General features: G+C 58.2%; 20 protein-coding genes. 19 read left to right on the top strand and 1 reads right to left on the bottom strand.

Translation table 11 applies throughout. The annotated features are described in order from the left end of the window. Positions 1-100 precede the first annotated feature (100 nt). The 19 genes from HMPREF2996_RS09535 to tyrS all read left to right on the top strand — a co-directional run bounded on the left by HMPREF2996_RS09535 (position 101) and on the right by tyrS (position 21,661). The gene (locus HMPREF2996_RS09535; RefSeq protein ID WP_070731197.1) at positions 101-901 is read left to right on the top strand and encodes a TrmH family RNA methyltransferase; all 801 of its coding nucleotides are present in this window, start codon (positions 101-103) and stop codon (positions 899-901) included. Positions 902-997: 96 nt separating this feature from the next. After that, positions 998-2,044 carry a phenylalanine--tRNA ligase subunit alpha gene (gene pheS / locus HMPREF2996_RS09530; RefSeq protein ID WP_070446907.1) on the top strand — a complete coding sequence of 349 codons (1,047 nt, stop codon included), beginning with the start codon at positions 998-1,000 and terminating at the stop codon, positions 2,042-2,044. 29 nt (positions 2,045-2,073) lie between these two features. Then, a complete protein-coding gene (pheT, locus tag HMPREF2996_RS09525; RefSeq protein WP_070731194.1) occupies positions 2,074-4,587 on the top strand; it encodes a phenylalanine--tRNA ligase subunit beta in 2,514 nt (837 codons plus the stop codon). Between the two features lie 173 nt (positions 4,588-4,760). Continuing rightward, complete coding sequence (locus HMPREF2996_RS09520; protein ID WP_070719261.1) at positions 4,761-5,213, top strand: hypothetical protein; 453 nt, start codon at positions 4,761-4,763, stop codon at positions 5,211-5,213. A gap of 144 nt (positions 5,214-5,357) precedes the next feature. Continuing rightward, complete coding sequence (gene argC, locus HMPREF2996_RS09515) at positions 5,358-6,401, top strand: N-acetyl-gamma-glutamyl-phosphate reductase (protein WP_070731191.1); 1,044 nt, start codon at positions 5,358-5,360, stop codon at positions 6,399-6,401. 82 nt (positions 6,402-6,483) lie between these two features. Next, positions 6,484-7,641: a bifunctional glutamate N-acetyltransferase/amino-acid acetyltransferase ArgJ gene (gene argJ, locus HMPREF2996_RS09510; protein WP_070731188.1), complete on the top strand. Its 1,158-nt coding sequence runs from the start codon at positions 6,484-6,486 to the stop codon at positions 7,639-7,641. Between the two features lie 18 nt (positions 7,642-7,659). Then, the gene (argB, locus tag HMPREF2996_RS09505; RefSeq protein WP_070731185.1) at positions 7,660-8,595 is read left to right on the top strand and encodes an acetylglutamate kinase; all 936 of its coding nucleotides are present in this window, start codon (positions 7,660-7,662) and stop codon (positions 8,593-8,595) included. Beyond that, positions 8,592-9,770, top strand: coding sequence for an acetylornithine transaminase (locus tag HMPREF2996_RS09500; protein WP_070731182.1), 1,179 nt, complete (start codon positions 8,592-8,594; stop codon positions 9,768-9,770). Before argB ends, HMPREF2996_RS09500 begins: the two co-directional genes overlap by 4 nt. Continuing rightward, positions 9,767-10,684 carry an ornithine carbamoyltransferase gene (argF, locus tag HMPREF2996_RS09495; protein WP_070719266.1) on the top strand — a complete coding sequence of 306 codons (918 nt, stop codon included), beginning with the start codon at positions 9,767-9,769 and terminating at the stop codon, positions 10,682-10,684. Before HMPREF2996_RS09500 ends, argF begins: the two co-directional genes overlap by 4 nt. A 4-nt stretch (positions 10,685-10,688) precedes the next feature. Further along, the gene (locus HMPREF2996_RS09490; protein WP_070446922.1) at positions 10,689-11,174 is read left to right on the top strand and encodes an arginine repressor; all 486 of its coding nucleotides are present in this window, start codon (positions 10,689-10,691) and stop codon (positions 11,172-11,174) included. A 75-nt stretch (positions 11,175-11,249) separates the two neighbouring features. Then, positions 11,250-12,464: an argininosuccinate synthase gene (locus HMPREF2996_RS09485; protein WP_070731179.1), complete on the top strand. Its 1,215-nt coding sequence runs from the start codon at positions 11,250-11,252 to the stop codon at positions 12,462-12,464. Between the two features lie 32 nt (positions 12,465-12,496). After that, on the top strand, positions 12,497-13,921 hold the full coding sequence (argH, locus tag HMPREF2996_RS09480; protein ID WP_070731176.1) for an argininosuccinate lyase: 1,425 nt from the start codon (positions 12,497-12,499) through the stop codon (positions 13,919-13,921). 213 nt (positions 13,922-14,134) lie between these two features. Then, complete coding sequence (locus HMPREF2996_RS09475) at positions 14,135-15,652, top strand: amino acid permease (RefSeq protein WP_070711257.1); 1,518 nt, start codon at positions 14,135-14,137, stop codon at positions 15,650-15,652. Between the two features lie 26 nt (positions 15,653-15,678). Then, on the top strand, positions 15,679-16,716 hold the full coding sequence (locus tag HMPREF2996_RS09470) for an ornithine cyclodeaminase (RefSeq protein ID WP_070731174.1): 1,038 nt from the start codon (positions 15,679-15,681) through the stop codon (positions 16,714-16,716). A gap of 96 nt (positions 16,717-16,812) precedes the next feature. Next, on the top strand, positions 16,813-17,940 hold the full coding sequence (locus HMPREF2996_RS09465; protein ID WP_070731172.1) for a hypothetical protein: 1,128 nt from the start codon (positions 16,813-16,815) through the stop codon (positions 17,938-17,940). Positions 17,941-17,978: 38 nt separating this feature from the next. Further along, positions 17,979-19,544 carry a vWA domain-containing protein gene (locus HMPREF2996_RS09460; protein WP_070731170.1) on the top strand — a complete coding sequence of 522 codons (1,566 nt, stop codon included), beginning with the start codon at positions 17,979-17,981 and terminating at the stop codon, positions 19,542-19,544. A 35-nt stretch (positions 19,545-19,579) separates the two neighbouring features. Further along, positions 19,580-20,173 (top strand): hypothetical protein, encoded by a 594-nt coding sequence (locus HMPREF2996_RS09455; protein WP_070711253.1) that lies wholly within the window; start codon positions 19,580-19,582, stop codon positions 20,171-20,173. A gap of 11 nt (positions 20,174-20,184) precedes the next feature. Then, positions 20,185-20,364 carry a Trm112 family protein gene (locus HMPREF2996_RS09450; RefSeq protein WP_010190039.1) on the top strand — a complete coding sequence of 60 codons (180 nt, stop codon included), beginning with the start codon at positions 20,185-20,187 and terminating at the stop codon, positions 20,362-20,364. Positions 20,365-20,401: 37 nt separating this feature from the next. Continuing rightward, a complete protein-coding gene (gene tyrS / locus HMPREF2996_RS09445; protein WP_070731167.1) occupies positions 20,402-21,661 on the top strand; it encodes a tyrosine--tRNA ligase in 1,260 nt (419 codons plus the stop codon). Positions 21,662-21,887: 226 nt separating this feature from the next. On the opposite strand, the gene HMPREF2996_RS12910 is transcribed toward tyrS, so the two are convergent. After that, on the bottom strand, positions 21,888-22,184 hold a 297-nt coding region (locus HMPREF2996_RS12910; protein ID WP_210398920.1), incomplete at its 5' end, for a hypothetical protein.

The following is a 22,184-nucleotide window of genomic DNA, read 5'->3' as shown; positions in this document are numbered from 1 at the left end:
TTCTAGCCCACCTCTCTCAAGCTTGGAAGAGGTGGGCTAGCTGCATTGTGCTGCCCATGCGATCTGTGAGCTCGCAGGAGGCCTCGGTAGGGTGGGGGCTATGATACTGGACTTTGAGAATGCCTTCACCGAGCGCACGCCGCGCATAGTCAATGCCGCAAAATTGCATCGTGCCGCTAGCCGTCGGAAGGCAGAGCGTTTCCTTATTGAGGGTGAAAATGCTGTCGACGCAGCGGTGTCCACAGGCGCAGCCACGGACGTTTTCATAACGGAAAAGGCCGCCGAACGCTTTGCACATATTGTGCAAACCTGCGGCTATATGGACGTCTATGTTCATCCCATCTCCGACAAGGCAGCCAAGCACCTCTCCGATACGGCCACGAGCACAGGCCTCTTTGCTGTGTGCCGTCCTGTCCTGTGGACTGCAGGTAAAATCCTGGCGGGCAAGCCGCGTTTGGTCTCAGTCCCAGTGCTTACTTCCGAGCCGGGCAATGCAGGTACCTTGATCAGGACTTCGGATGCCATGGGCGCCGATGGCGTCATCTTCGCGGGTGAGACGGTCGACCCCTTGGGCTGTAAAGTCGCGCGTGCATCAGCTGGCTCACTCTTCCATATTCCCGTGGCTCGTGATCCCAATATCAAAGATGTCTTGGGTAAGTTGCGCTCCTCCGGCATGCAGGTGCTGGCAACGGCCGCTGACGGCGAGGTGGACCTCGCGGATGCGGACCTTTCCCAACCCACCGCATGGCTGTTTGGAAACGAAGCCCATGGTCTGGGAGAGCTGTTGGATGAAGCCGATATGCGCGTGCGCATTCCGATTTTGGGCCGTGCAGAGTCTCTGAACCTTGCCACGGCTGCCAGCATCTGCCTGTACGAATCTGCCAAGCAGCAGAACCGCTAGTCTCTCCTTGGGCTGGGGCTGGTGGCCACAGAAGTCGGGGAGCACGGTAAGATAGCTCGCGTTAGTTTTTGTGCGAGAAGAAGGTAATCAAGGCACGTGTCCGACACACCTCAGATCGAATTGACCGAAGAGGCCCTCGAGGCCGCCGCGCAGAAGGCCATTGCCGCCTTCGAGGCTGCATCCGACCTCGACGAGCTCACTTCCGCCCGCCGTGAGCACCTTGGTGATGGCGGCTATATCCCGCAGGCCCGCCAGTCGCTGGGGCAGTTGCCAAAGGATCAGCGCAAGGATGCTGGGCGTGCGGTAAACATCGCGCGCGGCAAGATGGAGAAGCGCTTTGCACAAATTCGTGAAGTGCTCGAGCAGGAGGCTCGCGCCGCGCAGCTCAAGGCGGAGAAAGTCGACGTCACCGTCCCAACTACCCGGGCGCAGACCGGTGCTTTACACCCAATTACTGCGCTGTCGGAGCGCATTGCGGACATCTTCGTGGGCATGGGGTGGGAAATCGCCGACGGCCCAGAGGTCGAGGCTGAGTACTTCAACTTCGATGCTCTGAACTTCAAGCCCGACCATCCGGCACGTACGTTGCAGGACACCTTCCATGTGGGTAAGGAGGGCTCGAAGCAGGTTCTCCGTACTCACACGTCGCCGGTGCAGGTGCGTACGATGCTCGAGCGTGATGTACCGCTCTACATCGCCTGCCCAGGCCGAGTTTTCCGTACCGACGAGCTCGACGCGACCCACACGCCGGTCTTCCACCAGGTGGAAGGCCTTGCCGTGGATAAGGGACTGACCATGGCCCACCTGCGCGGCACTCTGGAGCACCTGGCCAAAGTTCTCTTCGGTCCGGAGACCACCACTCGCATGCGGGTGAACTACTTCCCGTTCACCGAGCCTTCTGCTGAGGTCGATGTGTGGTTCCCGAACAAGAAGGGCGGCGCCGGCTGGATCGAGTGGGGTGGCTGCGGCATGGTTAATCCCAACGTTTTGCGTGCGGTCGGCATCGATCCGGAGGAGTACACCGGCTTCGCCTTCGGCATGGGCCTTGAACGCACCCTGCAGTTCCGCAATGGTCTCACCGACATGCGCGACATGGTGGAAGGCGATGTCCGCTTTACCTTGCCATTCGGCGTGCAGGCATAGGAACCCAGAGAAAGGATAGAAAGAAAACAATGCTTATTTCCCAAGACTGGGTTACCCGCCTCCTCGGCACCGCAAACTCTGGCTGGAACGTATCCGCCGAAGAGCTAGACTCCGGTTTTGTCCGCGTCGGATTCGAAACCGAGGGCTATGAGGCTCTTCCGGAGACCACGGGCCCGCTCGTTATTGGCCAAGTCGTGGAGATTGAGGAGCTCACCCAGTTCAAGAAGCCAATCCGCTACTGCCAGGTGAATGTTGGCAAGGCCAATGGCACCGGCGAACTCCAGGGCATTATCTGCGGCGCGCGTAACTTCCGCCTCAATGACTATGTCGTGGTTTCCCTTCCGGGTGCTGAGCTGCCGGGAGGCTTCAAGATTGCTGCCCGTGAGACCTATGATCACATCTCCAACGGAATGATGTGCTCCGCGGCTGAACTGGGCTTTGGTGCGAAGGCTGATGGCATCATCGTTCTGGGAGAGGAAGTCGCCGACAAGGTCGGTGAGGACGCTCGCCCCCTCATTGGGCTGTCCGATACGGTTTTCGACGTCAACATCACCCCAGACCGCGGCTATGCTTTGTCGGCACGTGGCCTGACGCGGGAGATTGCCTCCGCTTTCGACCTCGCCTTCCCCGACGTGGCGCAGGATCCGAACGTTGCTGGAGTCGATACCTCTGCTGTACCGGCGCCGAAGGGCGAGCTGATCGCCGTCGATCTGCGTGAAGAAACCAAGGCCCAGCGCTTTGGTCTGCGCAAGGTTAGCGGCATTGATCCCGCTGCCCGCACACCCTTCTGGATGGAGCGCGAGCTCATGCTGTCCGGCCAGCGCAGCGTCAATCTGGCGACCGACATCACCAACTACGTTATGCTGCTCCTCGGAGCACCGATGCACGCCTTCGATGCCAACGTCGTGAACGGCGAACTCGTGGTGCGCAATGCTAGCGAGGGGGAGACATTTGAGACCCTCGACCATGTCAAGCGTGAGCTTTCGGCGGGTGACGTGGTCATTTGCGATGGCAACGGAATTCAGTCCCTGGCTGGTGTCATGGGCGGCACGACCTCTGAAATCTCCGAGACGACCACTGACGTGTACTTCGAATCGGCCATTTGGGATCCGATTACCGTGGCCCGCACGTCGCGCCGCCACAAGCTGTCCTCGGAAGCCTCCCGCCGTTTCGAGCGTGGCGTCGACCCGGCCATCGTAGAGGTTGCTCTCGACGTTGCGTGTGCGCTGCTGCAGCAAATCGCGGGCGGCACCATCGAGGAGGGCCGGACGCTCGTGGGAGACGTCGCCAAGCGCGAGCCCATTACACTGCGCGCCGCCAAGCCGAGCGAATACGCCGGCGTTGAGTACTCCCGCGAGACCGTGGTGAAGCGCCTTACTGAGGTTGGTTGCGAGGTCTCTGGCGAAGAAGAGTTTTCCGTCGTCCCCGCGTCTTGGCGCACCGATATCGACATGGATGTGGATCTCATCGAGGAGATCCTGCGTCTGGAGGGCCTCGAAGATATTCCGACCATTCTGCCTACCCCGGTGGGAGGTCGCGGCCTTACTCCGGCGCAGAAGCGTCGCCGTGCAATCGGACACGGCTTGGCTTATGCGGGCTATGCCGAGGTTCTGCCTTCGCCGTTCATTGCCAACGACACCTTCGACACCTGGGGTCTGGATAAGGAAGACCCGCGCCGCCGCACTGTTGCCGTGCAGAATCCTCTCGAATCGGATAAGGCCATTCTGTCCACGACGTTGCTTCCGAATCTCCTTGAAGCCATCGCCCGCAACGTGGCCCGTGGTCGAAGTGACCTCGCCCTCTTCGGTCTCCAACAGGTGGCATTCAAGCGTGCTGATGCGTCCCCGATGCCGTCGGTGGAGACGCGCCCGGAGGACTCCGTGGTGAGCGAGCTTTTGGAGTCGCTGCCGCTACAGCCGCTGCACGTGGCCACGGTCGCTACCGGCAACATTGAGCACGAGGGTCCGTGGGGCTCTGGTCGTGCTTATAGCTACGCAGATGCCATTGAGTCCGCGCGCCAGGTTGCCCGCGCCGCCGGTGTTGACATCACTGTCAAGGCGGCCGAGCAGCTCCCGTGGCATCCGGGCCGCTGTGCCGCCTTGGTCCTCGCTGCAGACGAGGAAACCGTCGTGGGCTATGCCGGCGAGCTGCATCCGCAGGTACTGGAGGCCCTTGAGCTTCCAGCCCGCACGTGCGCCATGGAGCTCGATGTCACTGCGCTGCCGTTGGAGGAGAAGTTCCCAGCACCGGTCCTCTCCTCCTTCCCGGCCTTGCACCAAGACATCGCACTGGTGGTGGATGAGGATACCCCGGCAGAGGCAGTGCGCCGAGTGGTTGAGGAAGGCGCCGGCGAGCTCTTGGAATCTGTGGAGCTCTTCGATGTCTTCCGTGGTGAGCAGCTCGGTGAAGGTAAGAAGTCCCTTGCCTTCCAGCTCTTGTTCCGCGCAGATGACCGCACGCTGACTGATGAAGAAGCTAACGAGCACCGACTCGCTGCCGCAGACCTAGCCAAGCAGCGTCTTGGTGCGGAGATGCGCGCTTAGCGTTTACTGGCACCTTTGGTTCCTTAACCCGGCTCACGCACCATGTGAGCCGGGTTTTCTTATGCTGCAAGGAGTGAAGGGGTGGGGACAGGTCCCCTGGAACTGGATGTAGTGTGGCTTGGCTCATAACCTCAAGGGGGCAGCGTTTCCACACCGAAAGGATTGTTCACACCATGCGTTTGATTTCTCGTCTTACAGCTACCGCCGCGGTCGTCGGCGCACTGACCATCGCCCCACATGCTTCCGCTGACTTGTCCCAGGGTTTCTCCAATGCTGATGGCACCGTCAACTGCGAAGCGGCGAATATTGAAGGAACTTACGTCGCTTGTCTGTCCAATGGCGCACGTGCCACTAGTCCGGAATGCAACCCGCCGGGGCAGTTGGCACCACGCTTCTTCTACCATGCGGGCCGGTCCAAGGCTGATTGTTTCAACCAGGGGCTCACGACTTCCAACTTCAAGCGCTTGCAGCCTGGCCAAGTTCACCAATTCAATGAGGTCACCGCCATCGCGGACGCCCAAGGTGGTATCCACTTCGTTGGCCCACAGGGTTACCTGGGCTACGCAGGAAAGAAGGCCGTGTCAGGCGCCGAAGGCCTCGGACAGGTTTCCTCCCGCGTCATGTAGGCTTCGCTCCTATCCCTACTGCAAGGCTCGAATTTTCGCAGGACACTGCGGAGATCCGAGACTTATTCTCTGCGGAATGAAGAAAGTGCTTCCAATTTGATTGAATAACATACGGCGGACTGCATTATTTGCTACTGTGGCTGCATGACTATTTCAGTAGCTATTGCCGGAGCCACGGGTTATGCAGGAAGCGAGATTCTGCGCCTCTTGCTGTCGCACCCAGCGTACCTTTCAGGTGACCTGCACATCGGCGCGCTGACGGGGCACTCCAATGCTGGTCAGCGAGTCTCCGAACTCATGCCGCACCTGCCGCAGTTAGCAGATCGCGTCATCGAGGACACCACTCCGGAAATTTTGGCGGGCCATGACATCGTTTTCCTCGGTTTGCCGCATGGGCATTCCGCGGAGATTGGTCGTCAGCTGGGGGAGTCCGTCACTGTCATTGATTGCGCCGCCGATTTCCGCCTCCGCAACAAGGAAGATTGGGATGCATTTTATGGCGGGGAGTATGCCGGTTCGTGGCCTTATGGAATTCCTGAAGTTCCCGGCAACCGGGACAAGCTTAAAGGCAGCAATCGTGTGGCCGTCCCTGGGTGTTTCCCCACCACGATTACACTCGGCGCGCTGCCTGCCGTGGCGAAAGGGCTGATTGAACCGGATCTGTCCGTCATTGCGATTACCGGTGTTTCCGGCGCGGGAAAGAAGGCCTCCGTGGCCCAGCTAGGCGCGGAAACAATGGGCAATCTCAAGGCTTATAAGCCGGGCGGTACTCATCGACACACTCCGGAAGTCCTGCAAAACTTACAGCCCTTTACGCAGAATTCGGTTTCGGTGAGCTTTACTCCGGTGCTCGCGCCTTTGCCGCGTGGCATCCTGGCGACGATTACGGCGCCGCTGAAGGGGGATGCTGACAAGCGCAGCGTTGTTCAAGCTTTCCGCGAGTTCTATGCGGAAGAGCCGTTCTGCCTGGTTCTGCCGGAAGGTCAGCAGCCGGAAACACAGAACGTAGTGGGGACCAACATGGTCCACATCCAGGCTCACGTGGACGAACGCGCTCAGCGTCTGGTGATAACCGCAGCCCTAGACAACTTGTGCAAGGGCACCGCCGGTGCAGCTGTCCAATGCATGAACCTGACCTTGGGCTGGGAGGAAACCTTGGGTCTGCCGCAAGCGGCCGTCGCACCTTAGATGTCCGAATGCTTACGCGCATTCATACTGCTAGTCAATCTCGCTGGAACTTGAATTCCACTAAGACAAGGAGAAAATAAAAATGATCACTGCACCCGCAGGTTTCCAGGCAGCGGCCACGAGGGCGGGGATTAAGCCCTCGGGAAAGCCTGATATGGCACTCGTGGTTAACCAGGGGCCGAATTTCGACGCAGCGGCGGTGTTCACCCGCAACCGCGTGGTGGCCGCACCCGTGAAGCTTTCCCGTGAGGCAGTAGCCGATGGCACACTTCAAGCAGTTATTTATAACTCTGGCAACGCTAACGCCTGCAACGGCGAGCAGGGAGACAAGGATGCCGCGGCGATGGTTGCCGCTGTCTCCGAACACACGGGCATTCCTGTAGCCAACGTTGCTGCGTGCTCGACGGGCCTCATCGGAGAGCCACTGCCCATGGAGCAGGCCCTAGCAGGCATCGGGGTGGTTGCCGGGAATTTGGGTGCAGATAAGGCTCACGGTCAAGCTGCGGCAGAGGCCATCATGACCACCGATACCGTAATTAAGGAAGCAGTCGTCGAGTCCGACGGCTGGAGCATAGGCGCGATGGGCAAAGGCGTGGGTATGATGGCTCCCTCGCTGGCCACCATGCTGGTATGCGTGACCACGGATGCCGTGGCCTCCCCGCAAGCATTGCACTCGGCCCTGCAGGCCGCCAGTGATCAGACCTTTAACACGCTCGATGTGGACGGTTCGACGTCAACGAACGACACCGTCATCATCCTGTCCTCTGGTGCTTCTGGTGTAGAACCGAGCCAGGAGGAGTTGGATGCAGCGGTCCTGGCCGTGTGCTCCGATATCGCGGATCAGCTCCAGGCAGACGCTGAGGGCGTGACCAAGCGCGTAAAGATCACCGTGGAGGGAACGAGCACCAATGAGCAGGCGCTGAACGCTGCGCGGACGTTAGGGCGCGACAACCTTTTCAAGTGCGCGATGTTCGGCTCGGATCCCAACTGGGGCCGCGTGCTCGCCGCAGTGGGCGTGGCGGATGCCGATATGGACCCGGAGAATATTTCCGTGTTCTTCAATGACCAGGCCGTATGCGTTAAGTCCACTGGTGCGCCCGGCGCGCGCAATGTTGACCTTTCTGGCGCCGACATTGACGTGCGCGTGGACCTCGGAACCGGAGGAAGCGGTACTGCCTTCGTGCGTACCACCGACTTGTCCCATGACTACGTGGAGATCAACTCCGCGTATAGCTCTTAGTTCTCACGGGGAGGAAGAATGCTTCAGGGATTAAGCAATGTGGACCGCGCCACAGTACTCGCGGAAGCTTTGCCGTGGCTGCAGCACTACCGCGACAAGATCGTCGTCGTCAAGTACGGCGGTAACGCGATGGTGGATGACTCGCTCAAGGCTGCCTTCGCCGCCGACATGGTTTTCCTGCGCACCGTGGGCGCTAAGCCCGTGGTGGTGCATGGTGGCGGCCCGCAGATCAATGAGATGCTAGGCAAGCTGGGCATTGAAGGGGAATTCAAAGGTGGCTTCCGGGTGACCACCCCGGAAATCATGGACGTGGTCCGCATGGTTCTCTTCGGCCAAGTGGGGCGTGGGTTGGTCAACCTCATCAACTCCCATGGTCCCTATGCCGTGGGAACTTCCGGTGAGGATGCTGGGTTGTTTAAAGCCCGCAAGCGGCTCGTTGACGTCGACGGTGAGCCCACCGATATTGGCATGGTGGGGGACATTGTTAGCGTCGAACCTTCTGCTGTCATGGACATCATCGAGGCCGGGCGCATCCCGGTGGTGTCCACCATCGCTCCCGGAAATGACGGCGAGGTCTACAACATTAACGCGGATATCGCTGCCGGCGCGCTGGCACGAGCCCTAGGTGCCGAACGCCTGGTTATCCTCACCAATGTGGAGGGTCTGTATACCGATTGGCCCAACCGCGAATCCCTGGTATCGAAAATTGAGGTTGACAAGCTCAGGGCACTGCTCCCCGGCTTGGATTCGGGCATGATTCCGAAGATGGAGTCCTGCCTCATGGCCGTCGAGGGTGGTGTGAGCGCCGCCCATGTCATCGACGGGCGTATTGCTCACGCCGTGTTGCTGGAGCTGCTCACTACGGGCGGCATCGGCACGATGGTGCTGCCCACTGATTACAACCGTGAGGACTACCCAGAAGGCACGATCTTTAGGAAGGACGATAACAAGTGACTGCGCAGACCACACTGACGCAACGGTGGGGACAGGTGCTGAGCAACACCTATGGCACCCCACCCGTGGCCATCGTATCTGGCAAGGGAGCCACGGTTACTGATGAAGACGGTAAAGAATACATTGATATGCTCGCCGGCATTGCAGTGAATTCGCTGGGCTATGCCCACCCGGCCATCGTTGAAGCGGTGAGCACTCAGGTGGCGACCGTGGGGCATGTCTCCAACCTCTTCGCCAGCAAACCCGTCATTGAGGCTGCCGGAAAGCTCCTGGAAAAGGTGGGGGACAGCGACGCCCGTGTCTTCTTCTCCAACTCCGGCGCGGAAGCCAATGAGGCTGCCTTTAAGCTGGCTCGCCTGACGGGGCGTCGCCGCATTCTCGCCGCGCATCATGGTTTCCACGGCCGGACGATGGGCTCTCTCGCTATGACGGGGCAACCTGCAAAGCGCAAGGCTTTCGAACCTTTCCCAGGCGGAGTGGAGTTCTACACCTACGGCGATATTGATTATTTGACCACGTTGGTGGAGCAAAACCCGGAGGATACCTCCGCCATCATCTTGGAGCCCATCCAAGGGGAGACCGGTGTGATTCCAGCGCCCGATGGATTCTTGAGCGCCGTGCGCGAGCTGTGCACCAAGCATGGGATCCTCATGATTGTCGATGAAGTCCAAACGGGTGTGGGGCGCACCGGCGATTTCTTTGCCTTCCAACATGAGAACGTCCTTCCGGATGTCATCACCATGGCCAAGGGCTTGGGCGCGGGTATGCCGATTGGTGCCACGATTGCCCGTGGTCAGGCTAAGGATCTCTTTACTCCGGGTTCGCACGGCACGACCTTCGGCGGAAATCCCGTCTCCTGTGCGGCGGCAGCGACGGTGCTGGAGCTTGTCGACGCCCCCTTCCTCGCCGACGTTAGCCGCAAGGGCGAGTGGCTACGCACCGAGCTAGCTCAATCTCCGGCTGTGCAGTCTGTCCGGGGCCGAGGGCTTATGCTAGGAGTTGTATTAAATAAGTCGGTGGCTAAGGACGTTGTGGCTGCGGGCCTGCAACACGGTCTTATTCTCAACGCCCCAAGTAGCGAGGTCGTGCGCCTGACCCCGCCGCTAGTGATTACCGATGAAGAACTCGCGCAGGCTGTGGAGCGCCTGCATAAGGTACTGGAGGATTTTGGATGAGCGTGCGCCATTTCTTGGCCGATGATGACCTCACACCGCAGGAGCAAGCGGAGGTCCTTGATCTCGCGCTGAGGTTAAAGAAGGACCCTTTTGCCGAGCGTCCTTTGGAGGGACCGAAGTCAGTCGCGGTTCTTTTTGACAAGACCTCGACGCGCACGCGCTTCTCCTTCGAGGCAGGAATCGCTCACCTAGGCGGCCACGCCATCGTCACGGAGACTAAGTCCACGCAGATGGGGAAGGGCGAGACTTACCAAGACACCGCAGCCGTGCTCTCCCGTTTTGTCGAGGCTATTGTCTGGCGCACCTATGCACACCAGAATTTGTTGGAGATGGCTGAAACTGCGACGGTCCCTATCGTCAACGCTCTGTCCGACGACCTACACCCCTGCCAGATCCTGGCGGATTTGGTGACCTGCCGCGAGAATTTCGGTGACCTTGCTGGCCGCAAGGCCGTCTACCTGGGTGATGGCAACAACAACATGGCTAACTCTTATATGTTGGGCTTTGCCACCGCGGGCATGGAGATGACGATCATTGCGCCGGAAGGTTTCCAGCCGCAGCCGGAATTTGTAGAACGTGCCCGCACGCGCGGCACGGTGACCGTGACTGATTCCCTTGATGCTGTCGGCGGCGCCGACGTTGTTATCACCGATACCTGGGTTTCCATGGGGCAGGAAGATGACGGCAAGGACCGTCGCACCCCGTTCCTGCCTTACCAGGTCACCCCAGAGGTCATGTCCCGTGCCAAGGAAGAGGCAATCTTCCTGCACTGTTTACCGGCCTATCGCGGCAACGAAGTGACCGCTGAGGTGATTGACGGACCACAGTCCCGTGTTTTCGACGAGGCGGAAAACCGCCTCCATGCGCAGAAGGCGCTGCTCGTGTGGCTTCTTGCAGCTCAGGAGGAGAACTAAGCGCATGACGACAACACCAACTACGCGCAATGCCCGCCAAGCAAAGATCTTGGAGATTCTTGACCGCACGCGGGTCACGAGCCAAGTCCAGCTCTCCGAGCTCTTGCTCGATGAGGGAATCGACATCACACAAGCCACCTTGTCGCGCGACCTCGATGAGCTGGGCGCCAAGAAAGTGAAACGCGATGGTGGCCGGTCCTTCTACGTGGTGGGCGGCGAGTTGGAGCAATTCGAAGACCAGCTCAACGGTCCGCGCGAGAAGCTGCGTCGCATGCTCGATGAACTCGTGGTCTCCCACGACTTCTCCGGCAACATCGCGATGCTTCGTACTCCCGCGGGCGCTGCCCAGTACCTAGCATCCTTCATTGATCGCGTGGGCCTGCCAGATGTGGTGGGTTGTATTGCTGGCGATGACACCATCTTTGTCCTTGCCCGTGAAGGACTAGGAGGCCGTGAGCTTGCAGAAAAGCTCACCAGCCGTACTATTTAACATTTATACGTAAGTCTGTATAATATAAATCAGTTCAATTTTTAGCACCTGTCTGTCTTAAAGGAGCAAACTACTATGACTGCACGCGTTGTGCTTGCCTACTCTGGCGGTCTGGATACTTCCGTCGCCATTCCCTACCTGGCCAAAATGACCGGCGGCGAGGTTATCGCTGTGTCCCTCGACCTTGGTCAGGGCGGCGAGGATATGGAATCTGTGCGCCAGCGTGCTCTCGACTGCGGTGCTGTCGAGTCCATCGTTGTCGACGCAAAGGATGAGTTCGCAGAAGAGTACTGCTTGCCCACCATCAAGGCGAACGGCATGTACATGAAGCAGTACCCGCTGGTGTCTGCTATCTCGCGCCCGCTCATCGTCAAGCACCTCGTAGAGGCCGCTCAGGCCCACGGTGGTACGCATGTTTCGCACGGCTGCACCGGCAAGGGTAACGACCAGGTGCGTTTCGAGGTTTCCTTCCGAGCATTGGATCCGGCACTGGAAATCATTGCGCCGGCGCGTGACTACGCCTGGACCCGCGATAAGGCGATTGCCTTCGCTGAGGAAATCGACCTTCCGATCGAGCAGTCCGCTGCGTCCCCGTTCTCGATTGACCAGAACGTGTGGGGCCGTGCGGTCGAGACCGGCTTCCTGGAAGATCTGTGGAACCCGCCGACAAAGGATCTCTACGCTTATACCGAGCAGCCGGACCTGGGCAATGCCCCGGACGAGGTGACCATCACCTTTGACAAGGGTGTGCCCACCGCTATCGATGGCAAGCCGGTTACCGTCCTTCAGGCCATCGAGGAGCTCAACCGCCGCGCCGGTGCACAGGGTATTGGCCGTCTCGATATGGTGGAGGACCGCCTGGTGGGCATCAAGTCCCGCGAGGTCTACGAGGCACCTGGCGCCATGGTTCTCATCAAGGCCCACGAGGCATTGGAAGATGTCACTGTGGAACGCGAGCTGGCCCGCTACAAGCGCCTTACGGACGCCCGCTGGTCCGAAGAGGTCTACGATGGCCTCTGGTTCTCGCCGCTGAAGCGCTCTCTGGATGCCTTCACCGAGTCCACCCAAGAGAATGTCACCGGCGATATCCGCATGGTTCTGCATGCCGGCCCCGCCACTGTCAACGGCCGCCGCTCTGGTCAGTCTCTGTACTCCTTCGACCTGGCTACCTATGACACGGGCGATACCTTCGATCAGACTGCGGCCAAGGGCTTTGTTCAGCTGCACGGCCTGTCGACGCAGATCTCCAACCAGCGTGACCGCGACGGCGGTTTCCCCACCGGCAAGTAAGCAAGCTCCGCCAAGGTCAAGGTAAGGAAACGATGCACAAGACTAACGAGGGCGCGTTGTGGGGAGGCCGCTTTTCGGGCGGCCCATCCGAGGCGATGTTTGCCCTGTCCGTATCCACCCACTTCGACTGGGTCCTCGCCCCCTATGATGTGCTGGCCTCCAAGGCACACGCTAAGGTCCTGCACAAGGCCGGATTGCTGTCCGACGCCGACTTGGGCACCATGCTCAACGGCCTCAGCGAACTAGGGGAGAAGGTTGCTTCTGGTGAATTCACCCCGCTACCGACGGACGAGGACGTCCACGGCGCGATGGAGCGCGGGCTCATCGACATTGTAGGCCCCGAGGTTGGTGGACGCCTGCGCGCCGGTCGTTCCCGCAACGACCAGGTAGCCACCCTGTTCCGGATGTGGATCCGCGATGCTATCCGCGATATCGCGCTCCAAGTCACCGACTTGGTGGACGCTCTGGCTGGTCAGGCCGAAGCTCATCCGGATGCAATTATGCCGGGCAAGACCCACTCCCAAGCGGCGCAGCCAGTTCTGCTAGCGCACGAGTTGCTCGCACACGCCCAGCCGTTGCTGCGTGATATCGAGCGCCTCCAGGATCTGGACAAGCGTTTGGCCGTGTCTCCTTATGGCTCGGGTGCACTCGCTGGTTCCTCGCTGCACTTGGACCCGGAGGCTATTGCCGAGGAGCTCGGTTTCGACTCCGCCGCAGAGAACTCGCTGGACGGTACGGCAGCGCGGGATTTCGCCTCTGAAACGGCCTTCGTCCTTACCCAGATTGCCGTGGATATGTCGCGCCTATCCGAAGAGATTATCTACTGGTGCACCCCGGAATATGGCTACGTCACCTTGGATGATGCTTGGTCCACTGGCTCGTCGATCATGCCGCAGAAGAAGAACCCGGACGTACCGGAGTTGACCCGTGGCAAGACCGGCCGGCTCATTGGCAACCTCACCGGCTTGCTGGCAACGCTTAAGGCGCAGCCCTTGGCCTATAACCGTGACCTGCAGGAGGATAAGGAACCTATCGTCGACTCAGTGGCGCAGCTGAACCTTTTGCTGCCGGCGATGACCGGATTGGTCGAAACCCTGACCTTCCACGAAGATCGCATGCGCGAGCTCGCCCCGCGCGGTTTCACCTTGGCCACTGATCTGGCCGAGTGGATGGTGCGCCAAGGCGTTCCTTTCCGCGAGGCTCATGAGGCTTCTGGTGCGTGCGTGCAGATTGCAGAGTCCCGCGGCGTTGACCTAGTGGATCTCACGGATGAGGAATTGGCGGGCGTCGACAAGCGCCTGCTCCCCGAGGTCCGCGAGGTGTTGACCATTGATGGGGCAGTGGCATCGCGCTCTACTAAGGGCGGCACCGCCGGTGTCCGCGTGGTGGAGCAGCGCGAAAAGGTTCGCGAGCGTGCTCGTGGCGCACGCGACTGGGCGCAGACTCCGCTGCGCTAAACGCGCCAGCTTCTCTAACCGCATGGTCCTTCTGGCCATGCGGTTCTTTTCTTATGTGGGGGTGACGCAGAGCGCTCTTTTCCACTGCGTATAGTTGTCGTGCATCACAGCACGGGGGTAGGAGTGAGTTGCGTCTCATAAGGTTCCTATAACGTTTCCTTAGGGAATGCGAAGCTCCATCGCGTTCCGGATTCGGAAAGGACTATCTCCCTTATGACTGAAACACTTCGGCCGCCCAACGCGGAGTCTCATGAGAAAGAGAAGGCGGTCTATGCTTCGGAAGACCACGGCCTCCAGAAGGGGATGAGCAACCGTCAGCTGCAGATGATTGCCATCGGCTCTGCCATCGGTACTGGGTTGCTGCTCGGCACCGGCGGGCGCCTCCAAACGGCGGGACCCTTCCTGGCCGTCTTGTACTTGGTGTGTGGATTCTTCGGCTACATCATTTTGCGCTCGCTCGGTGAACTCATCGTGTACCGCCCGAGCTCAGGTTCTTTCGTCTCCTACGCGCGTGAGTTTTATGGCGAAAAGACTGCCTTCGTGACCGGTTGGCTCTACTGGGGAAATTGGGCGGCGACGTTGGTGGCAGATGGCACCGCAGTGGCCATCTACATCAAGTGGTTTGGGCAATATACCACGTGGCTTGACGCCGTCCCGCAATGGTTGCTCGCTCTCGGTGTGGTGTGCAGCATCCTGCTGTTCAACATGCTCTCAGTGAAGATCTTTGGCGAGCTGGAGTATTGGTTCTCCATGATCAAGATCGTTGCGCTGATCATTTTTATGGTGGTGGCGATTGGTGTGGTTATTTTAGGCCATCCGAATGGTGATCCGACTGGGTTTAGCCTCATTGCTGATGCCGGCGGTTGGCTGCCGAATGGTCTGCTTCCTGCGGTTATCGTCATTCAAGGCGTGGTCTTCGCCTACGCCGGCATCGAGCTGGTGGGCACCACCTCCGGCGAGACCAAGGACGTCGAGAAGCATATTCCGCGTGCGGTCAACAGCGTGTTGTTCCGCATCGTGGTCTTCTACTTCGGCAGCGTCCTGCTGCTGACCTTGGTGCTGCCGTATACGACCTACGTGGCGGAGGTTTCGCCCTTTGTGACCTTCTTTGAGACCCTCGGGGCAGGCTATGCGGCGCCCATCTTCCAGCTGGTGGTTATCACTGCAGCTATTTCCTCTCTGAACGCCGGGCTATATTCCACGGGCCGCATCATGTACAACATGTCCACCGCTGGATCCGGCCCTAAATTCGGTGCCCGCATGTCTAAATCCGGCGTTCCCTATGGCGGCATCGTGATGGCTGCCTTCGTCGGCCTCGCCGGTGTGTTTCTCAACTATGTCGTGCCGGAGATGGCTTTTGAAATCGTGTTGAACCTCGCGGCGCTCGGAACATTGGCGTCGTGGGCTGCAGTAGCCATGTCACACATTAAATTTGTGCAGCTGGCCAAGAAGGGTCGCTATACCCGCCCGACATACCGCTCACCATTCGGACAAGCCGGTGACTGGTCGGTGTTGGCTTTCATCGCCGTGGTCATCCTTCTCATGGCCTTCGATTACCCAATCGGAACTTTTGCCTTGGCTTCGACGCTGCTGCTCATTCCGGTATTCGCAGCCATGTGGTTTGCCTGGCGTGAGCGCATTTATGCCATCGCGGCGGAGAGGAAGGCCAAGCACCTGCCCACATCGCGCTTCCCGGCTGCGCCGCAGACGGACCTTCACCCTAAGAACTAAGACAAGAATCAAGAGCGGAGAAAGAGATGAATCACGCAGTCAAGTTTGTTGATGTAGAAAACATGGCACGCTGGATACAGCGCGAGGGAGTAGAAAACATCATCACCGGTATGGTGGATTACCTTGAAGCGGACTATCGCGAATGGGAGCGCTTCGACAAAATCGCCCGAGTTGCCTCCCACACCCCGTTTGGCGTCATCGAACTTATGCCCACTTCCAACGGTAGGGAGTATTCCTTTAAGTACGTCAACGGTCACCCCTCCAATCCCGCGCGCGGATTCCAAACGGTTACGGCCTTCGGCGTGCTTGCCGACGTCGACAATGGCTACCCCACCTTCGAAGCAGAGATGACTCTGCTCACAGCGCTGCGCACGGCCGCTACCTCGGCCATGGTTGCCAAACACCTGGCCCGGCAGGATTCGAAAAGGATGGCCATGGTCGGGGCTGGTTCCCAATCGGAATTTCAAGCACTGGCCTTCCGCGGAGTCATGGGGATTGATGACATAGCCATCTACGACATTGACCCACAGGCGGTAGAAAAGTTTAGGCGCAATCTTGAGCCGCTGGGCTTTAGTATCACTGCCTGCACGAGTGTCGATGAGGTGGTGCAGGGCGCGGATATCATCACCACCTGCACGGCGGATAAAGCGCAGAACCAGATTCTGGCTGAGCGCCATGTTCTCCCGGGCGTGCATCTCAACGCTGTGGGCGGTGATTGTCCCGGCAAGACGGAGCTGGAAAGCTCGATTTTGGACAAGTCAAAAGTCTTTGTTGAGTTTCCCGAGCAAACCCGCATTGAGGGCGAGATTCAGCAGAAGCCGGAGGATTTCCCAGTCGTCGAGTTTTATCAGGTACTGACAGGCCAGGCCACGGGCCGCGATAGCGAGGAGCAGATTACGCTTTTTGATGACGTCGGATTCGCTATTAATGATTTCTCTGCTCTGCGTTATCTACGCGATTCTGTTCGGGGCACCGACCTAGAGTCCGAGATTGAAATCATCGCTAACCCTGAGGACCCGAAGGACCTCTACTCTTTGGTAGCGAACGTTCCTTCTCTTCTTTAAAGAACTGGGTGAGGCAGGACAGCGGGCTCCCGCTTTACCCCCTCACCCCCTTCCTTTACCCAGCAATGAGAAGAAGATCACTTTATGATTTAGATCATGAGCAGCACATCGTCGACGAAGCGTACTAAATCCTTCGTATTCGCCGCAGTGTTCATCGCCCTCGCCGTGGCCTCCCTCGTGGTGGGGCGTGGCGGAGATTCCCTGCCGAAGTTCAACTTTTTCAAGGACACGACCCTTGTCACGGGCGCAATTAGTCCAGAACTGGAAGCTACCTTTAAAGACCCGGCCCTGCTCGAGGCTTTAGAGAAACACAACATCGAGCTCGACCTCGATGTTGTGCCGGCTCGTGACTTCGTTGAGCACAGCAGCAGCGTGGACAAGAATTATGACTTCATTTTGACGGACCCCAATGGCGCTGCGTGGGTGTCTGACCTACGCAATACCAACCCGGAGTTGGCGGAACTGGATAAAGGTTCTCCGATGGTATTTGGCAATCAGTTGTTGGTGCTGGTGCATAGCGAGCTTGTAGAGGACATGAAGAACCACGACTTGGTCACGGAATCCGACAACCTAGCTTCGTTGAACGTAGAGACCTTGGTGGACATGTCCCAGGAAAACACTCGCTGGCGTGACATTAGCCCAACCTTCGGCTCGCCGCGTGTCGTGGATGTTGCAGTGCCCCAGGTAAGCCAGTCTTTTGCCGCATTGCGCTACGCCCGTGTCCTACGCACCGTTGGGGCGGATTACGCGGAGAAGAAGCTAGGACGCGATGACAAGGCGAAGATTGATGCGGAAGCTGATGACATCATGCGGGGTCTCGTAGCGGAACAAGGCTACAGTGAGACCACCGACCAGGGAATTCTCGATGCTTTTCTTCGGGTAGATAAGGGGGAGATGCCCATGGTCTTGGCAACTACCGATCAGTACGTGCGCCTGCTCCACGAGGGTGAGGACCTGTCCCGCTATACGTCCTTAGCCCTGAACCCACCGACGACGTTGACCAGCATCGTCATTCCTCGCACTGAGGAGGGAGCGCTGTTTGCTAAAGCAATGAATGAGGACGGCATCCCTGCGGTGATGGAGAGGCTCGAGCTCAGCACAGAGGGCTCCGGCTTCAGCTCGAAATTTGATCCATCCAGCGATCACAGTATCCCCGTGGATGGCGGAGAATATAGTCAGCTGCGGTGGGCTGATTTTGAGGAAATTCTGCAGGCAGTCGGTTAAGGCTCCGCAGTAACAAGCATCAGGAAGGTTGTGAGGGAATGTTTCGGTCACTAAGAGTACTGCTCATCCTAGTGGGCACCATGGCGCTGACGGCCTGTTCGATGGGTGATCTGTTGGATGACTCTCAGAAACCCGGCGCTGGGAATTCATTCAGCGGGGGTCTCAGAATCGTGGCGGCAACGGAGCTCGAACCTCTGGAGCCCGTGCTTGCCGAAGCCTCCCAAGACCTCGGCTTCGACATCACCATGACCACCGAGGACGGAACGCTGGCGAATTCTCACACACTTAAGCAAGGTGGTTTCGAAGGGACCTATGACGCGACGTGGTTTGCCACCAATCGCTATGCGCGCATTATCGGTGCAGATGGCCAGCTGGGAAGAGAACACAGCGTGGCGCGTTCCCCAATAGCTCTCGGCGTGCAGTCCTCTGTGGCACAAAAGCAAGGCTGGACCGGCAAGCAGCCGACGTGGCAAGAAATAGCTGACTCCGGAATAACTTTTGGCATGACGGATCCTTCTACCTCAAATTCGGGTTTCTCCGCACTATCGGCAGCAACGACTGCTTTTGCGGACACAGGACGCGCCCTCACGGAAAAGGACATCAGGCAATCCACTGGCAAAGTGCAGGAGCTCTTTGGCAACCAAACCCTGACATCAGGTTCCTCTGGCTGGTTGGCCGACCGCTTCCGCGAACACCCGGAGCAAGCCGATGCCATCTTCAACTATGAATCTGTGCTTTACCAGCTCAAAGATGACGGAGCAGACATAGAGGTGGTCATCCCCTCCGATGGAGTGATTTCGGCAGACTATCCGTTGTCTTCCTTGGCGAGCTCTTCAGACAAAAACGCAGAAGCAAAAGTACAGGCGCTTGCTGAGTGGTTTGCGGAGCATCCAGACAAGCTCACAAGCTTCCATTTGCGGGTAGATAATTCTGACTTGCCCGGCACTGTTTTTGAGCTGCCCTACCCAGCAAACGAGCAAACCGTTGATGCGCTGGAGGCTGCCTTTGCCCATGAACTGCGCAATCCTGGCAACACGGCATTGGTCCTCGATACCTCCGGCTCCATGGAAGGCGAGCGTATGGATCTACTCAAGAGTAGTTTGCTCCCGCTTATCGACGGCTCAGCTGACGGCACCCCAGATGGCGAAGGCCAAGTTGCCTTCCGAAATCGCGAGCATATCAAGCTGATTCCGTATTCTTCAGTACCCCAGCAACCGACTCGTGCACGCGTGGATAAGGATAAGCCGGCAACCACCAAGGAGCTTGCAGACCGCGTGGAACGCCTCGTTGCGGATGGCGATACCGCGACCTTCGAGGCCGTCCTGAATGCTTTCGATGAAGTGGATACCAGTGGCGGCGATATTGGCACCGTGGTGCTCATGACCGACGGCGAAGTTACACGTGGGCGCACATTTGCACAGTTCAAGGAAGCCTATGAGCAGCTGCCCGAGGATAAAAAAGAGATTCCGGTCTTTGTCATCTTGTATGGTGAAGCCAATATCCAAGAGATGGAAGAACTTGCTCAGCTCACTGGTGGCAAGACCTTTGATGCGCTCAACGGCGATCTCGTTGCCGCATTCGAAGAAATTCGTGCCTACCAGTAAACCAACTCCACCTTTCCCAGGAGGATCTGCCCTACATGAACGCCTTGAACTCGCGAAAAGTTGTTGTCGGCGTTGCGGTTACCGCGCTCGTCGTTGTCCTCCATGTGTTAAGTGGCGGCGGTTTGGGCTTCCTGTGGCCGGTCGTCGCAATCTGCACAGGTATGGCTGCTGGATTCGTGACGCCGCCACGGCAAGAGAAGGTTTTGGAGCCACCAAAGGCAGGGGAAGGCGAGCTTATCCATACCTTGGAGGAAGTCCGGTACACCTTTACAGCGCACAAGCTTCCTAGTCCTGTCCAACGTGCGTGGGATTCTTTCGATGAGTCAGCGGTGTGGGTGTTAGACAATTGGCACCGACTCGATGAGGCTCCGCACCAGCAAGCCCTCGTGCGCGACATGATTGAAGAACACTCCAAAGAACTGGTGAGGTCTTACCTCGATGTGACAGACCTGGAGGATCCGGTTGCTGTCGAGGAGATGAGTGAATCGCTCAGCATCCTGGGCCGCGAAATGGAGCAAATCAAGGAGGCGATTTCCCAGAACTCGGTCCGCAAGCTTCGCAATCATTCCATGGCGCTCAAGCTCGAATATGGTGGGACCCTTCCTTCTTTGGAATCTAGGGAAGTGTAGGCTTAGCGCTTATGAGTCTCGATTCGCAACTGCTTGACATCTTGGTGTGTCCGCAGGATAAAGGTCCGTTGAAGTATCTGGCCGAGGAACAGGTCTTGGTCAATGAACGTCTTGGCGTGGCCTATCCCATTGAGAACGACATCCCCGTCATGCTGGTGGACCACGCTACGCCGTGGCCGCGGCAGAACTAGATTTCAAAAGAACGAATCGATTTTCAAAGGAGCCTTCATGAATATCATTGATGAGCTGCAGTGGCGCGGCCTCATTAACCAGTCCACCGACCTCGACGCACTCCGTGAGGCCTGCGAAGAACCCATCACGTTGTACTGCGGTTTTGACCCGACAGGCGATTCGCTGCATGCCGGACACCTCGTACCGATGATTATGCTTCGCCGCTTCCAGAAGGCTGGTCACCATCCGATTGCCCTGGCAGGTGGCGCGACGGGCCAGATCGGTGACCCGCGCGATGTAGGGGAGCGCACCATGCTCTCGCAGGAGACCATCAACGACAATATGGTCGCCATTAAGAAGCAACTGCGTCAGTTCATTGATTTTGAGGGCGATAACGCCGCCACCATGGTCAACAATGCTGACTGGACTTCGAAAATGACCGTCATCGATTTCTTGCGTGATGTGGGAAAGAACTTTTCTCTCAACACCATGCTGGACCGTGACACCGTCAAGCGCCGTTTGGAGTCTGATGGCATCTCGTACACCGAGTTTTCCTACATGCTCTTGCAGTCCAATGACTATGTCCATCTGCACGACGAGTTTGATTGTGTTCTGCAAATCGGTGGTGGTGATCAGTGGGGCAATATCGTTTCGGGCGTCGATCTCAACCGACGCGTCAAGGGAGCCAAGGTGCACGGCCTGACGGTTCCGCTCGTGACGGATGCCCAGGGACAGAAGTTTGGTAAGTCCACTGGTGGCGGAAAGCTCTGGCTCGATCCGGAGAAGACATCGCCTTACTCCTGGTACCAGTACTTCCTCAACGCGGGTGACTCCGTGGTCATCGACTACTTGCGGTGGTTTACCTTCCTCAGCCAGGAAGAAATCGTTGAGTACGAGCAGAAGGTTGCCGAGGAGCCCTTCCGTCGTGAGGCACAGCGCCGCCTGGCGCAGGAAATGACCAATTTGGTCCACGGTGAGGAAGCCACGAAATCCGTTGAGCTTGCCGCACAGGCCTTGTTCGGTAAGGCGGAGCTTGCTGAATTGGACGAGCAGACACTGGTTGGTGCGCTGTCTGAGACCACTGTCGCTGACATTGCTGCTGATGAGCCACGCACGATTGTGGACCTGTTGGTTGCTTCTGGCCTTGCCGATTCCAAGGGCGCAGCTCGTCGAACCATCAAGGAGGGCGGTGCATATGTCAATAACCAGCGCATCGAGTCTGATGATTGGGAGCCAGCCGCCGAGGACTTGCTGCACGGTGCGTGGCTTGTGCTTCGTCGTGGCAAGAAGAACTTTGCTGGTGCCAAGCTCAACTAGTTAGGCCCGCCATCGGAGATCCTGCAGTGGTTAATCCCGTCGCATAGTGCGGCGGGATTCGTCGTTTTCCGGTGAGATAGCGCTGTAAGGCCGCAAAAGGACCAAATATAGACGTTGACCAGCGGATTTGGTGTTATATGGAGCTCTGCGTATATTTATCGAGGTCGCCGCGAGAAGCTGGTGACACGGAGATTAACTCCCAGTTGACAAGATTCAAACTTGTTGGCTAGAGTGTGAACTCCAGCCGCTCAGGGCAGTGAATAAAAAGATTCAGTGCAAAGAGTGTGCGGATGATGTTTGAGAACTCAATAGTGTGCCAATGTACTTTTTTGTTGGTTGATTTTATTTGTTCTGGCCGTGTTGTGCCGTATGTGTGGCACGGTTGGTGTATGCCGGATGGCGCTTTTCCTTTTAGCGGCGTCATTGTAAATAACATAAGTTGTTTGGGCGTATTGTTTAAAATCTTCTGACTTGGCCAGCCTCCTTTTGTGCCCCGTCGGGTTGGGGGTTGGTTGAAGGATTT

Source organism: Corynebacterium sp. HMSC066C02 (assembly GCF_001814945.1).
GTDB classification, from domain to species: domain Bacteria; phylum Actinomycetota; class Actinomycetes; order Mycobacteriales; family Mycobacteriaceae; genus Corynebacterium; species Corynebacterium aurimucosum.
This window is presented reverse-complemented; position numbering and strand designations above follow the sequence as displayed.